The sequence below is a fragment of the Nonomuraea sp. NPDC049028 genome (genome assembly GCF_043197735.1).
GTDB lineage: Bacteria > Actinomycetota > Actinomycetes > Streptosporangiales > Streptosporangiaceae > Nonomuraea.
This window is the reverse complement of record NZ_JBICTR010000005.1, coordinates 528385-540765: the sequence shown is the minus strand read 5'-3', so window position 1 is coordinate 540765 and position 12381 is coordinate 528385. Positions and strand designations below refer to the sequence as shown.

Below are 12381 nucleotides of genomic sequence, written 5' to 3'. Positions count from 1 at the left end.
TGCCTACGACCGCTATACGCACGCATAGTAGGCTTTCTCAGCAGGCAGCGAGCTATACAAAAGGTGGCAGCGTGACGATCGCACCCGACCCCGAAGACCTCACCGCCCGCGCCCGGATCCGCGACGCGGCGCTGCGGCACTTCGGCGAGCACGGGTTCGAGCGGGCCACGATCCGGGGCATCGCCGAGACCGCCGGTGTGTCATCCGGGCTGGTACGCCACCACTTCGGCTCCAAAGAGGCGCTGCGCGACGCCTGCGACGAGCATCTGGCCAAGTTGATCCGCCGGATCAACGACCAGGTCCGGAGCGACCCCATGCCGAGTGACGTGAACTATATCGCCGTCGCCCGGACCCTCCTGGGGCCCTACCAAGCGTATGTGGGGCGGGCTCTGGCCGAGGGACGGGCCGAGGCGGTCTTCGACGAGCTCGTACGGCTGGGCGAGGAGTGGATCGAGGAGTACGACAGGACCCGGCCCGATCCCTCTCCGGTGCCCCGCAAGGCCCGGGCGGCGGCGGTCACCGCGATGGCGCTGTCGGTCACCGTCCTGCGCCACCACATGTCCCGGGCCATGGGTGTCGAGGTGCTGAGCCCGGAGGGGGACAAACTGCTCGCCAAGACCCTGATCGACATCTACTCGCATCCCATGCTCAGCCTGGAGGACGCCGCCAAGGCCCAGGCCGCCCTCGATCAGTCCCGCTGAGGCGCCGGGTAATCGCCGGGTGACCACCCGGCGGTCCCGGCCACGATGCGCACGGCCGCGCGGGCCAGCGGCTCCAGCCCCGCCACATCGATCTTGTCGAGAGTGTCGGCCGAGTCGAACAGGTACATCGGCGCCGACAGGAAGTGCACGAGCGGCACCCCTTCCGGATGGAAGAACGCCCCGTCGGTCGGCGGCATGGGCGAGAACGCGTCGGGCGGCAGCACGAAGGACCGCCGCAGCCCCTCCTCCGCCAGCGTCTCGGCGACCAGCTTCTCCAGCCGCGGCACCCGGCTGGTGAACCACCACCTGACCTCGGGGTCCGCGGTGGGGACGAGCTCGCCGTCCACGGCCTCGCAGCGCAGCGCCGCGTGTTCGAGATGAACTTGAAGCACCACGTCGGCCAGCGCCGGGCGATGGCGCTCGATGAACGCCCTGGTGCCCGCCGCATGCGCCATGTGCCCGGATGTGAGCAGGAACATCAGGTTGTGCGGCCGCGCCGAGACGGGCACAGCGGCCCAGTGACGCGCGGCGGCCAGGACGAGCGCGATGCCCGAGGCGTCCTCGACGGCCGAGGCCCACGGCCCGTCGTGGTGGGAGCCGACGATGACCGTGTGGGGCGAGTTGCCAGGCAGCGTGGCGACCACGTTGTGCGTGGTCACCGTGTCGGTGACCGACTGGGCGACCAGCTCGCCCGTGCAGGGCAGCCGGTCCAGGAGCCGCCGGGCATCAGCCCCGGACAGCCACAGAGCGGGAATCGGCCGCTCGATCGCGTCATAGGGCACGTAGTAGTCGCGCGTCTCCCACGGCAGCCCGGTCAGCGCCCCGATGAAGCCCGCCGCGCCCGCCTCCAGCGCGGGCTCGACGACCTCCATCATCCGCGGTCCGAACGGGAGGGTCTGGACGAGCGTGTCGAAGACGCCCTCCGGGTCGTAGGACGACGTGGCCAGCGTGCTGACGTACGACTGCGGCAGCTCGGTGAAGGCCAATTCGTCCACCGCGATGTCGCCGGGCCGCGCGTCGGCGAGCGGCGCGATCCTGGCGCGCAGGCCGTCCGTCGGCAGGGTGTGCGGGAGCGGGAACCCGGTCAGCTCCGTGCCGTCGTCGAGCCGCAGCACCCCGGTGCCGGGCTGCCATCGGGGCACCTCCACCGGCTCCAGCGAGACCTCCAGCCCGAACTCCGTCAGCCGCTCGGCCAGCCACCGCTCGGTCCACGCGTCCGCCGGATAGCCCGGCCGCCGGATGCCCCGGGACACGACGGTCTCGATCCAGCCGAGCATCTCGGCGGCGGAAGGCACGTGATCCATGGGCTGATCCAACCATTGACAGCGGTCCTTTGTGAAGCGACAGTTTCGGTCATCCGTACAACTTGTGGAGGCTGTATGAAGCTCGTCGTGGCCGTCATCATGGTCCTGCTGGGGATCATGGCCAGACCGGCCCAGGCCGCGGACACCATCGAAGCGCACTACAAGGTCGCGGGCCCCTGGGCGGTCACGACCGCCGACGCCCCGGGTTACAAGCTCTACTACCCGGCCGACCTCGGCGCCGGAGGCGTCAAGCATCCGATCATCACCTGGGGCAACGGCACGGGCGCCGTGCCCACGCAGTATTCCGGGTTACTCAACCAGCTCGCCTCCTGGGGCTTCGCCGTGGTCGCCTCGACCGACACCACGACCGGCACCGGGTCGGAGATGATCGCCGCCGCCCAATACCTGATCGCCAGGAACACCGACAGCTCCAGCGTCTTCTACGGCAAGCTCGACGTGACGAAGGTCGGCGCGGTCGGCCACTCCCAGGGCGCCGGCGGCTCGGTGAACACCGCGACCAAGTCCGGCGGCCTGATCGACACCGTCGTCCCCATCGCGCTGCCCGCGCCCATCTGGGTGGGCTCGGGGGACAAGTTCTATGTCGACCAGCTGGCCTGCCCGGTGCTGTTCGTCAGCGGCGCCAACGACACCCTCATCTCGCCCAACTCGGCCCTCCAGACGTACTACGGCCAGGTCCCGGGAGCGGCGGCGAAGGCGCAGCTCAAGGGCGCCGACCACAACACGATCCAGGGCACGGGCGGCGGCTTCCTCGGTTATGTGACGGCCTGGCTGATGTACCAGCTCCAGGGCGACACCTACGCCAGGGGCGCCTTCGCCGGCACCACCCCGGAGCTCAACACCAACGCCAACTGGCAGAACCAGGTGGAGAAGAACCTGCCCTAACGGCGCAGCGCGAAGGCGGCGCGCGGGTTGCCGATCAGCGCCGCCTTCGCCACCTCGCCCAGTCCCGCGGCCTCCAGCCGCGGCACGAATCGCCCCAGAAGGTACGTCAGGCCGGGCCCGCCGCCCAGGCTCGGCCAGTACGACCTGCGCGCCAGGTCCATCCCGAACAGCACCCGATCCCCCAGCCCGCGCTCGGCGAGCTCGGCGACCAGCGAGACGATCTCGCTGTCCGGGCCGTACTTGACGCGGCCCGGCCGGTCGAAGGCCAGATAGGCCCCTCTCTCCGCCAACGAGGCGAGATATCCGGCGTCGGGATTGTGGTCGATGTGCCCGAGCACCACCCGATCGGCCGCCACCCCTTCAGAGGCCAGCGCGTCGAGCAGCTCGTGTCCCATCGTGCCCTTGTCGCAATGGGTGACGACCGGCACCCCGGTCCGCCGGGCGGCGGCGGCCACCGCGCCGACCAGCCGCGCCACCCCGCGCCCGAACGAGTGGTACGCCGTGGCGATCTTGATGGCGCCCGCACGGGCCGACGACCGCCGCACCAGCGGCCCCACCAGCCCGTATTCGTCCATGCCCTGGTCGATCTCGGCCACGAGGAGCTCCGTGATCTCGTCGACCGAGTAGCGGTGCATCCAGTGCATGTCGCTGTAGTAACCGCTCTTGTGGAACCCGGTCACCGCGATCACGTGCAGCCCGGTCCGCTCCGCCAGCTCCTTCATCAGGGACGGACTGCGGCCGAAGCCGAGCGGCGTCATCTCGACCACCGCGGAAAGGCCCAGCCGCTGCGCCTCTGTCACCTCCACCACGGCCGCGTCGAAGGAGTCGAGCCGGTAGTCCGGCTCGTTGCGCACCGGCCAGCCACCGGTCATGAACAGGTGCTCGTGCGCATAGGTGATGCCAAGCTCCTCGACATCTCCCAGCACGGTACGGACGGTCACAGAAGCGCTCCTTCTTCTCGCAGCCGCGTGCGAAGCAGCTCCACGTCCACCGCCGCGGGCTCCACCCCGGCCTGTACGGCCAGCGCCGCGGCCGTCCCCGCCGCCTGCCCCATCGCCATGCACTGCCCCATGGACCGGGCGGAGGCGTGAGCGTCGTGCGTGGCCGACAGGCAGCGCCCCGCCACGATCAGCCCGTCTACCTCGACGGGGAGCAGGCACCGGTAAGGGATGCCATAGGTGCCGAAGTCGTGGACGTACTCCCAGCGGGTGGCGGCCCCCGAGTCGTGGTCCTCGATGGGCGCGCCGCACCGCGCGATCGTGTCGGGAAAATCCCTCCCGGCCAACACATCATCAGAAGTCAGGACATATCGTCCGACCAGGCGGCGTGACTCCCGTACCCCGATACGTACGGACGTGCTGAGCAGCACGGCCGAGCCGTACCCCGGGACCTTCGCCCGCAGGAAGGCGACATAGTCGCGGACCTGCCGCCGCCCCACCCGCTCGGCCTCCGCCAGCTCGACCGGGTCGGTCGGATCGAGGCCGGTCACCCGCGTGAGGTTGGTGTGCACGATCCCGTCGTTCACGGTCCGGTGCACGGACCCCTCACGCCTCGGCAGGTCGGCGTCGGCCATCAGCGCGTGCAGCTCCGCCGTGCTGGTGGCGGACAGATCGACCCCGCCGAGCCGGAACGTGGCCGTCATCGGCTGGAGCCGCATCCCGGGCCGTTCGAGGGTGGCCCCGGCCCGCCAGGCCACCTCGGCGTCCCCGGTGGCGTCGATCACCACCCGGGCCTTGACCAGGAACCGGCCGGCCACGGTCTCCACGACGACGCCGGTGCCCGGCACGAAGTCGCAGACCCTGGCGTGCAGGAGCGCGTCCGGGACCAGCTCGTCCCAGACCAGCTTGAGCTCCTCGGGCTCGTAGGTCACCCCGGTGCCCGCGCCGTAGGTGTTGGGCCGCTCGAAGGCGGCCCCGGCCTCGAAGAGCCGCTCGCACACCTCCCAGCCGACGCCGCCGACGACCCGCCGCGAGACGGGGCCGGGGGCGTAGAAGCCGTAGAAGGTGTCGAGCACCGCGGCACCCGTACCGCCGAGGAAGCCCGCCGACTCCACCAGCAGGCACGACGCCCCGGCACGCGCCGCCGCGACGGCGGCCGCGCACCCCGCGCTGCCTCCGCCCGCGACCACGACATCGCCTTCCCACAGGACGTTCATCGCAGGTGCCACCCTCCGTCGACGGGAATGACCGCGCCCGTGGTCCGTCCGGACGACGGCGACAGCAGCCACAGCACGGCCTGGGCGACCTCCTCCGGCTGGCACAGCTCGGCGCCGAGCGGCATCAGCGACGGCAGCTTGGCCTTGATCGCCTCGGAGGTCTGGGCGCGGCGGCTCATCGGCGTGGCCACCAGCCCGGCCGAGATCAGGTTGACCCGCACACCGTGCGGCGCCGCCTCGCGGGCCGCGGTCCTGATCAGCGGGATCAGCGCGCCCTTGGCCGAGGCGTAGGCCACGGTGCGGAAGTCGTCGTCGAGCGACGAGGCCAGCGCCGAGCCGATCACCACGATCGACCCGCCCTCCCGCATCGCGGGGATCGCCGCGCGCAGCAGCCGGAACACCGACTCGTGGTTGACCCGGTGCACCTCGTGCCACGCCGTGTCGGTGCACTCGACCACGCCGCCGTCGCCGAGCGAGCGGCCCGACATGCCGACCGCGTGCACGACTCCGGAGATCTGCCCGTGCGCGGCCGTCGCCTGGGCCAGGGCCTTCTCCGCGTGCCCCGGCGTGGTGATGTCGATCCCGCCGGCCAGGTCCACGCCGAAGGCGGCCCCGCCGGTGGCCTCGACCGCCGCCACGCAGGCCCGGCCGATGCCGCCGTCCGAGCCGGCCACCAGTACGGCGCTCATGGTTTCCTGAGCACCGCGGCGGCGCGGCGGGCGTGTTCGAGGTAGGCGGCCTCGAACAGCTCCTCCGAGCGCGGGCCGCCGACGAGCTTGGCGCTGGAGATGACCGGCGGGACCCAGCCGCCCGCGACGAGCAGTTCGGCGGTACGGACCTTGATCTCGTTGACCACGGAGACCGCGGCCAGCGTGCTGCCAGGACCGACCGGCTCGGCCAGCCCGTCGACGGAGCACAGCGCGTCGCCGACCGGGGTGCACAGGTCGATCACCACGTCGGCGTGGTCGGCGAGCCGGGTCCCGCTGGGGTGACCGGGCTCGACGGCCGTGGTCTCCCGCATCGACGTGACGGCCACCACGGGCAGTCCCGCCTTGCGCAGCCCCATCGCCATCTCGATCGGCACGGCGTTCAGGCCGCTGACGCTGAACACGATGGCCGCGTCGGTCGGCCGCAGCTCGAAGTTGGCCAGGATGGCGTCGGCGAGCCCTTCGACCCGCTCGATGAACATCGCCTGCCGCATCCCGTTCGACCCGGCCACCTGCGTGTAGAACGTCGTCGACAGGTCCACGATGGGGTGGAAGCCGGGATAGGAGCCGTAGCGGGGGAACATCTCCTCCACACCCATCCGCGAATGTCCGGTCCCGAACGTGTGCACCACGCCCCCGCCGCCGATGGCCGAGGCGGCCGTCCGAGCGGCCGCGGCGAGCGCGTCCTCCTGTGTCCGCTCGATCTCGCCGAGCAGGTCCATCGCGCGCCGTATCCATTTCATCCAGATCTCCTCCCGTAGAGCGCGGCACCGATCGCCCCGGCCATCGGGCCGAGTACGGCGGGTAGCACCGCGATTTCCCCGATGAGCGGACGTCGCCGCTCAAGTTCCTTGTCCAGGGCGGATCGCATGAGATCGAGCGCGCCGGAGATCCCGCCGCCCACGACCACCGTGCCGACGCCGAAGAACGCCGCCGCGTCGCCCAGCGCGATACCGAGCGCCCAGCCCGCCCTGGACAGCACGCCCAGCGCCCGCCCGTCGCCCGTCCTGGCGGCCTCGGCGACCTCCTTGGGCGAGCCGGAGCCGAAGGCCCGCACGATGCCCGGCCCGCCGGCGAACGTCTCCACGCAGCCCCGGTTGCCGCAGCAGCACACCGGCCCCCAGGGGGAGACCGTGACGTGCCCGATCTCGCCGAGATTGTCGCGCGGGCCGACGAGTATCCCGCCGCGCAGCGCCACCGCCCCGCCCACCCCGGTCCCGAGCACCGCGAACAGCACGTCGGGCAGCCCGCGAGCCGCCCCGAGGAGCAGCTCGGCGAGCCCGAACGCGCGGGCGTCGTTGACCACGGTCACCGGCGCCCCGGTCAGGGCGCCCAGCCGCGAGCCGACCGGATAGCCGTCCCAGTCACCGGGCGGGTTCGGCACGAACAGCGCGGTCCCGGTGTCGCGGTCCACGTGGCCGGGCAGCCCGATCCCGATGCTCTCCACCCGGTGGGCGGCAAGCGAGGCCACGAACGTCATCGTCTCGTCGGGGTCCGGCGGCGTGGGGACGGTGCCCTCGCCGACCACCCTCTCGCCCTCCAAAACCACCCATTTGGTGTACGTGCCGCCGACGTCGATCCCGAGCCGCGTCACAGCCCGACCCTCAGGACCCGCGAGGCGAACCCGGCGTCCTCGGGCACCGCGACCGGGCGGAACGGCTCGACACCGAGCAGCCGCAGGTAGGCCAGCAGCGGCTGGGAGTGGCTGTGCAGGTTGGCGACGGGGTACGCCTGCATGGCCACGCCGACGTCGGCCAGGTCCCAGGTGCGTCCCGGCCGCTCGGTCTCGGGCGCGAGGTAGGCGTCGGGGCCGGACAGCGTGCCTTCCCATACGTCCGGATAGGCAGCCGTATGGGCGGCCAGGGACATCCGGCGCCACCACTGCCAGCCGAGCTCGGGAGCGTGCTCGGCGGCGGCCCAGATCAGCGTCATGTTGATCGCGTACCAGATCGTGCCGACCCCGCCGGGGCCGTAAGCGCCCTTGTCGGGCCAGCGCAGCCGGGCGCCCAGCGGCGAATCGGCGGCGGAGGTCCGCTCGATCGTGTGCAACAGCTCCACAGCCCGCTCAGGAGGAGCGGCGCCGCACAGAATCGCCCAAGGCTGCACCTCCAGCCACAGGTCGGACTCCCCGACGATGGCTCCCGGGCCGTACGCGCGCCGGTACCATCGGCCGTTCCACTCCCCCGCCACCAGCTCGCGCAGTTCCTCGCCGAGCTTGCGGGCCTCGGCCGCGGTGGCGTGGTCGCCGAGCCGCTCGGCCAGGACCGCGTAGCGGGGCAGGACCCAGGCGGCCATGGCGGAGTTCAGGACCGACTCGCCGTGGGAGATCATCAACTCGCGGTCCACCCCGCTCTCGGTGATGGCCATGTCGTTCCAGTCGGCGTTCAGTATCCGCAGGTGGCCGTGCTCTCCCCGGCCCACCACGTCGGTGAGGAACCTGAACTGCCGGCGCAGGTTCGCGCCGAGCGACACCGGCGCCGCCCCATGGACCGGGTGGTACGACACGGGGTCGCCGAAGGCCGCCAGGTCGCCCGTCGCGCTCAGGTATTCGGCCGCCAGCCACAGGGCCCACAGGTTCTGGTCCGAGGGCCGGAACAGGTCGGTCCATGGCTGCTTGTCCGGTCCGAGCGCATAGGGCAGGTCACCGTCGGGTCCGCCCCAGGCGCAGGTGTTGCGCAGCACGGACAGGGCCAGCTCCGGCTCGATGTACACCAGCGGCAGGGCGTGCTGGAGCGGGTCGCGCGCGGCGCCGTTGAAGCCGTGCCGGAAGGAGTAGCACGAGCCCTGGTCGAGGGTGTGCCCGCCGAGCACGCCGTCGGCGCAGGCCGCGCCGGTCAGCAGCGCCGCGTGCCACGGGACCTCCCGCTCGGCCGCGGGCGCCCGCGCCGCGACCGCCCGCGGCAGCCGCTCGCGCAGCGCGGCGAGGCTGCTCGCGAACGCCCCCGTCACCTCGCCAACTCGGCCGTCCGTCTCGTCGTCCAGCAGCCCATATCTCAGCTCCAGCAGGCGCTGTCCGCCCGCCGCCAGCTCCAGGGGTACGGCCAAGCGGCCGGACCTGGTCCTGGGGCCGCCGACGAGCTCCAGCTCCAGCCCGGGATCCTCGGTCGGCTTCGCGCCGCTGATGAGCTCGACCCGGGCCGCCCCGGCCGTCCACTCCTCGGTCAGCTCCAGACGTACCGGCTCGTCCAGCAGGTTGCGCACGTGCAGCCGGATCAGCACCCACGGGTGCTCGCCCTCGGGGCACAGCACCGTGCGGTCCAGCGCCACGCGGTCGTCGGCGACCCGGACGATCGCGAACGTCGGCCCGAAGATCCGCTCCGATGTCGAAATATCGGTGGAAAGGGTGCCGACGCGCGTCACGCCGGTGCCACGGGTGAGCCACAGCAGCCCGGTGTGCTCGTCGAACAGGTCGCTGAGCCCGTAGTTGTCCGCGACCAGCGTGATCCGCCGGTTCCCGACATGGACGAAGTGCCGCCGGGTGAGCGGGTCCAGGACGGGATCCCACTCCGCGCGCGGGTCGCTCTCCTGGTCCGTCGTGTAGGCGAAGGCGGGCAGCCCGTACGCGGTGGTCCATGCGCCGAACGCGCTCATTTCCGTACCCCTCCCAAGGTCAGCCCCGCCACGTAGTAGCGCTGCAGCAGGAACATCAGCACCAGCGGCGGCACCGCCGTGATCAGGGCCGCGGTGCTGACCAGGCCGATGCTGAAGTCGTACTCCGTCTGGAGCTGCGAGAGCCCCACGGGCAGCGGCCAGAGGCCGGGATCGTTGGCCACGATGAGCGGCCACAGCAGGTTGTCCCACTGCGCGAGGAACTGCAGCAGGAAGAGCGTGAGCAGGGCGGGCCGCAGCAGCGGCACTCCAATGCGGAGGAAGATCCGCAACTCGCTCGCGCCGTCCACCCGCGCCGACAGCAGCAGCTCATGCGGCAGGGCCAGGGCGAACTGGCGGACCAGGAACACCCCGAACGCGCTCATCATGAACGGCACGATCATCCCCTGGTAGGAGTTGATCCAGCCCAGCTGCTTGACGATGAGGTACATCGGCACGAGCACCACGATCGGCGACAGCGACAGCGTCCCCACGATGACCGCGAACAGCACCCGGCTGCCGGGGAACCTGAGCTGCGCGAGCGCGTATCCGGCGGCCGAGGAGAAGATCACTTCGAGGACGCCGATGCCGAGCGCGAGGATCAGGCTGTTGCGCAGGTAGACGGGGAAGCCGCCCTGGTCGAACAGCTGCGAGACGTGCGCGCCCAGCTGGGAGACGTCGAAGCCGAACCCGCCGAGATCGGTCGCGTCCGACGCGGACGAGACCGCGAACATCGCGTACACCGGCAGCAGCAGCACGGCCACGACCAGGGTCAGGATCGTGTTGCGGACCACCTTCACCCGTCATCGCCTCCCCTGAGCACCCTGAACTGCACGAGCGAGAGCGCCAGCATGGCCACCAGCAGGACCATCGCGATGGCCGAGGCGTAGCCCATGCGCTCGAACCCGAAGCCGGTCGCCCACAGGTAGAGCGGCAGCACCTCGGTGGCGCCCGCCGGGCCGCCCTTGGTGAGCAGGAAGGCGGGCACGAACGACTGCATCGCCCCGACCACCGCGATGACCAGCACGAACAGCAGCGTGCGGCGCAGCAGCGGGAGCGTGATGCGGTAGAAGACCCGTATCGGACCGGCACCGTCGAGCGCGGCCGCCTCGAACACGCTCAGCGGCAACCCCTGCAACCCGGCGGTCAGGATGATCACGAACAGCCCGAGGTGCTTCCACGTCGTCATGATCACCAGGGCCCAGAGCGCGAGCCCCTCGTCGGTCAGCCACGGCTTCGGCTCCGCTCCGACGAGCCCGATCAGCGCGTTCGCCAGGCCCTTGTCGGCGAAGATCACCGACCACACCATCGAGGTGGCCACCAGCGGCATCGCCGCCGGGATCATGACCAGCCCGCGGAGGAAGGCGTTGTAGCGGCCCGGCTTGCTCAGCGGTACGGCTATCGCCAGGCCGAGCACGATCGACGGGACCACGGAGCCGATCGTGTAGAGGGCGGTGACCCGGGCCGAGTTCCAGAAGCCGGGGTCGCCGAGCATCCTGCGGTAGTTGTCCAGGCCGGTCCATTCGGGCGTCCCGGCGAAGTCGTAGCTGGTGAAGCTGAGATACACGGCCGCGACGAACGGCACGAGCCAGAAGACCAGGAAGTAGACCGCCGCGGGGAGGGCCAGCAGGCCGCCGGTACACGCCTCCGCCCACCGCTGGCCCTTGCCCGAGACCTGCGTGACGGGCGGCACCAGTCGTAAGGAGACCGTCACAGCGTCATCCGCATGGCCTGGTCGAAGTCCGCCGCCGCCTGCTCGGGCGTCTTCTTGCCGAAGGCCACCGCGTCGGCCGCGTCGGTCAGCGCCTTGGCCATCTCGTTCCACACCGGCGTCTGCGGGCCGAAGTCGGCGTACGGGGCCGCGTCCGCCATGATGTCCAGCGCCTTCTGGTCGGCGCCCGACAACTTCTCCCAGCCCTTGACCGGGGTGAGAATGCTGGCGTCCTTGAGCTGCTTGGCCGCGACGTCCTGGCGCTGGAGGTAGTCGACGAAGTGCCAGGCGGTGTACGGCAGCTTCGACTGCTTGGCCACCGCCCAGCCCCAGGTGTAGGCCGGGGCGACCGGCTTGCCCGCGTCCCAGCGCGGCATCGGCGCGATGTCGAAGACGTCGCCGAACGTCAGCTTGGGATTCAATGTGGGGAACAGGTCCATCGCGAACAGCCCGGAGACCAGCATGGCCGCCTCGCCGGTGGCGAACAGCCCGAAGCCGGACAGCGGGCTCGACAGCTTCGGGTTGCCCAGGCTCCCGTAGTAGCGCAGCGCCTCGACCCCCGCGTCAGTGGCCAGCGTCGCCTTGGCGGCGTCGGGGCTGAGTATCGTGCCGCCCTTCCCCTTGACCAGGGCGAGCAGCTGCATCAGCGTCCACTGCGGATTGCCCAGGATCCACTGCAGGCCCACCTTCTTGCCGTCGGCCGAGGTCAGCCGCTTGCTGTATTCGGCGACCTCCTCCCAGGTCGTGGGCGGCTTGTCCGGATCCAGGCCGGCTGCCGCGAACCTGTCCTTGCGGTAGTAGAGGTAGCAGATCGTGTAGTCGGTGGGGACGCCGTAGAGCCTGCCCTCGTACGACAGCGAGCTGATCGCGTGCTCGTCGTAGTCCTGGACCAGCGCCTTCTCGTCGGCCACGCCCATGGCCTTGGGGATGATCGGGGCCAGCCGTCCCTTGCGCGCGTGACCCGGGATGGTCCAGCCGCCGATCCTGAACAGGTCCGGCGGCACGTCACCGGCGAAGGCGGTCAGCAGCTTGGCGTCGAGCTTGTCCACGGGCACGTAGAGCGGGGTGATGTCGACGCCGCCGAACTCCTGCATGTAGCTGCGCAGCAGCGGGGTGAACACCGCGTCGTACGCCTTGGTCTGGTGCAGCCAGACGGAGATCTTCCCGCGCGGCACCCCGTCGGCGGGCACCGTGGCCACCGGATCGGAGCCGCAGGCGGCCAGCAGGCCGGACGCCGTGGTCAGTGCGGCGGTCTTGAGCAAGTTGCGCCGGGTCATCATGGACATGCTCAACCTCCGGAACGGCGATGCCG

At 71.1% G+C, this 12381-nt stretch carries 12 protein-coding genes; 2 read left to right on the top strand and 10 right to left on the bottom strand.

Features of this window, described 5'->3' with window-relative positions; translation table 11 throughout:
- Positions 1-71: 71 nt before the first annotated feature.
- Positions 72-701 (top strand): helix-turn-helix domain-containing protein, encoded by a 630-nt coding sequence (locus tag ACGFJ2_RS22105; protein WP_357939255.1) that lies wholly within the window; start codon positions 72-74, stop codon positions 699-701.
- Here the strand turns inward: ACGFJ2_RS22105 and ACGFJ2_RS22100 are convergent.
- Positions 689-2005, bottom strand: coding sequence for a M28 family peptidase (locus tag ACGFJ2_RS22100; protein WP_393470935.1), 1317 nt, complete (start codon positions 2003-2005; stop codon positions 689-691). The genes ACGFJ2_RS22105 and ACGFJ2_RS22100 overlap by 13 nt on opposite strands.
- 75 nt (positions 2006-2080) lie before the next feature.
- Between ACGFJ2_RS22100 and ACGFJ2_RS22095 the strand changes: the two genes are divergently transcribed.
- Positions 2081-2908, top strand: coding sequence for an alpha/beta hydrolase (locus ACGFJ2_RS22095; RefSeq protein ID WP_357939251.1), 828 nt, complete (start codon positions 2081-2083; stop codon positions 2906-2908).
- On the opposite strand, the gene ACGFJ2_RS22090 is transcribed toward ACGFJ2_RS22095, so the two are convergent.
- Genes ACGFJ2_RS22090 through ACGFJ2_RS22050 form a run of 9 tightly spaced genes read right to left on the bottom strand, consistent with a single transcriptional unit; the run spans position 2905 to position 12355 of the window.
- Positions 2905-3849 (bottom strand): phosphotriesterase, encoded by a 945-nt coding sequence (locus ACGFJ2_RS22090; protein WP_393470932.1) that lies wholly within the window; start codon positions 3847-3849, stop codon positions 2905-2907. The two genes, ACGFJ2_RS22095 and ACGFJ2_RS22090, sit on opposite strands and share 4 nt — an antisense overlap.
- Positions 3846-5063 carry an FAD-dependent oxidoreductase gene (locus ACGFJ2_RS22085; RefSeq protein WP_357939247.1) on the bottom strand — a complete coding sequence of 406 codons (1218 nt, stop codon included), beginning with the start codon at positions 5061-5063 and terminating at the stop codon, positions 3846-3848. Before ACGFJ2_RS22085 ends, ACGFJ2_RS22090 begins: the two co-directional genes overlap by 4 nt.
- Entirely contained in the window at positions 5060-5752 is a 693-nt protein-coding gene (locus ACGFJ2_RS22080; RefSeq protein ID WP_358200800.1) for an SDR family oxidoreductase, read from the bottom strand. Before ACGFJ2_RS22080 ends, ACGFJ2_RS22085 begins: the two co-directional genes overlap by 4 nt.
- Positions 5749-6513, bottom strand: a complete 765-nt coding sequence (locus ACGFJ2_RS22075) for an SIS domain-containing protein (protein WP_357939243.1) — start codon at positions 6511-6513, stop codon at positions 5749-5751. The genes ACGFJ2_RS22080 and ACGFJ2_RS22075 overlap by 4 nt, the downstream gene beginning before the upstream one ends.
- Entirely contained in the window at positions 6510-7364 is an 855-nt protein-coding gene (locus ACGFJ2_RS22070) for an ROK family protein (RefSeq protein WP_358200782.1), read from the bottom strand. The genes ACGFJ2_RS22075 and ACGFJ2_RS22070 overlap by 4 nt, the downstream gene beginning before the upstream one ends.
- On the bottom strand, positions 7361-9361 hold the full coding sequence (locus ACGFJ2_RS22065; protein ID WP_393470927.1) for a GH36-type glycosyl hydrolase domain-containing protein: 2001 nt from the start codon (positions 9359-9361) through the stop codon (positions 7361-7363). Before ACGFJ2_RS22065 ends, ACGFJ2_RS22070 begins: the two co-directional genes overlap by 4 nt.
- Positions 9358-10158, bottom strand: coding sequence for a carbohydrate ABC transporter permease (locus ACGFJ2_RS22060; RefSeq protein WP_357939237.1), 801 nt, complete (start codon positions 10156-10158; stop codon positions 9358-9360). Before ACGFJ2_RS22060 ends, ACGFJ2_RS22065 begins: the two co-directional genes overlap by 4 nt.
- Positions 10155-11072 (bottom strand): carbohydrate ABC transporter permease, encoded by a 918-nt coding sequence (locus tag ACGFJ2_RS22055; RefSeq protein ID WP_393470924.1) that lies wholly within the window; start codon positions 11070-11072, stop codon positions 10155-10157. The genes ACGFJ2_RS22060 and ACGFJ2_RS22055 overlap by 4 nt, the downstream gene beginning before the upstream one ends.
- The gene (locus tag ACGFJ2_RS22050; RefSeq protein ID WP_393470921.1) at positions 11069-12355 is read right to left on the bottom strand and encodes an extracellular solute-binding protein; all 1287 of its coding nucleotides are present in this window, start codon (positions 12353-12355) and stop codon (positions 11069-11071) included. The genes ACGFJ2_RS22055 and ACGFJ2_RS22050 overlap by 4 nt, the downstream gene beginning before the upstream one ends.
- Between the last annotated feature and the right edge of the window lie 26 nt (positions 12356-12381).

What these genes read in the sequence shown, in the direction of transcription:
- ACGFJ2_RS22100 (WP_393470935.1), bottom strand. Translation starts at nt 2,005, where the DNA reads ATGGATCACGTGCCTTCCGCCGCCGAGATGCTCGGCTGGATCGAGACC.
- ACGFJ2_RS22095 (WP_357939251.1), top strand. Translation starts at nt 2,081, where the DNA reads ATGAAGCTCGTCGTGGCCGTCATCATGGTCCTGCTGGGGATCATGGCC.
- ACGFJ2_RS22085 (WP_357939247.1), bottom strand. Translation starts at nt 5,063, where the DNA reads ATGAACGTCCTGTGGGAAGGCGATGTCGTGGTCGCGGGCGGAGGCAGC.
- ACGFJ2_RS22080 (WP_358200800.1), bottom strand. Translation starts at nt 5,752, where the DNA reads ATGAGCGCCGTACTGGTGGCCGGCTCGGACGGCGGCATCGGCCGGGCC.
- ACGFJ2_RS22075 (WP_357939243.1), bottom strand. Translation starts at nt 6,513, where the DNA reads ATGAAATGGATACGGCGCGCGATGGACCTGCTCGGCGAGATCGAGCGG.
- ACGFJ2_RS22065 (WP_393470927.1), bottom strand. Translation starts at nt 9,361, where the DNA reads ATGAGCGCGTTCGGCGCATGGACCACCGCGTACGGGCTGCCCGCCTTC.
- ACGFJ2_RS22050 (WP_393470921.1), bottom strand. Translation starts at nt 12,355, where the DNA reads ATGTCCATGATGACCCGGCGCAACTTGCTCAAGACCGCCGCACTGACC.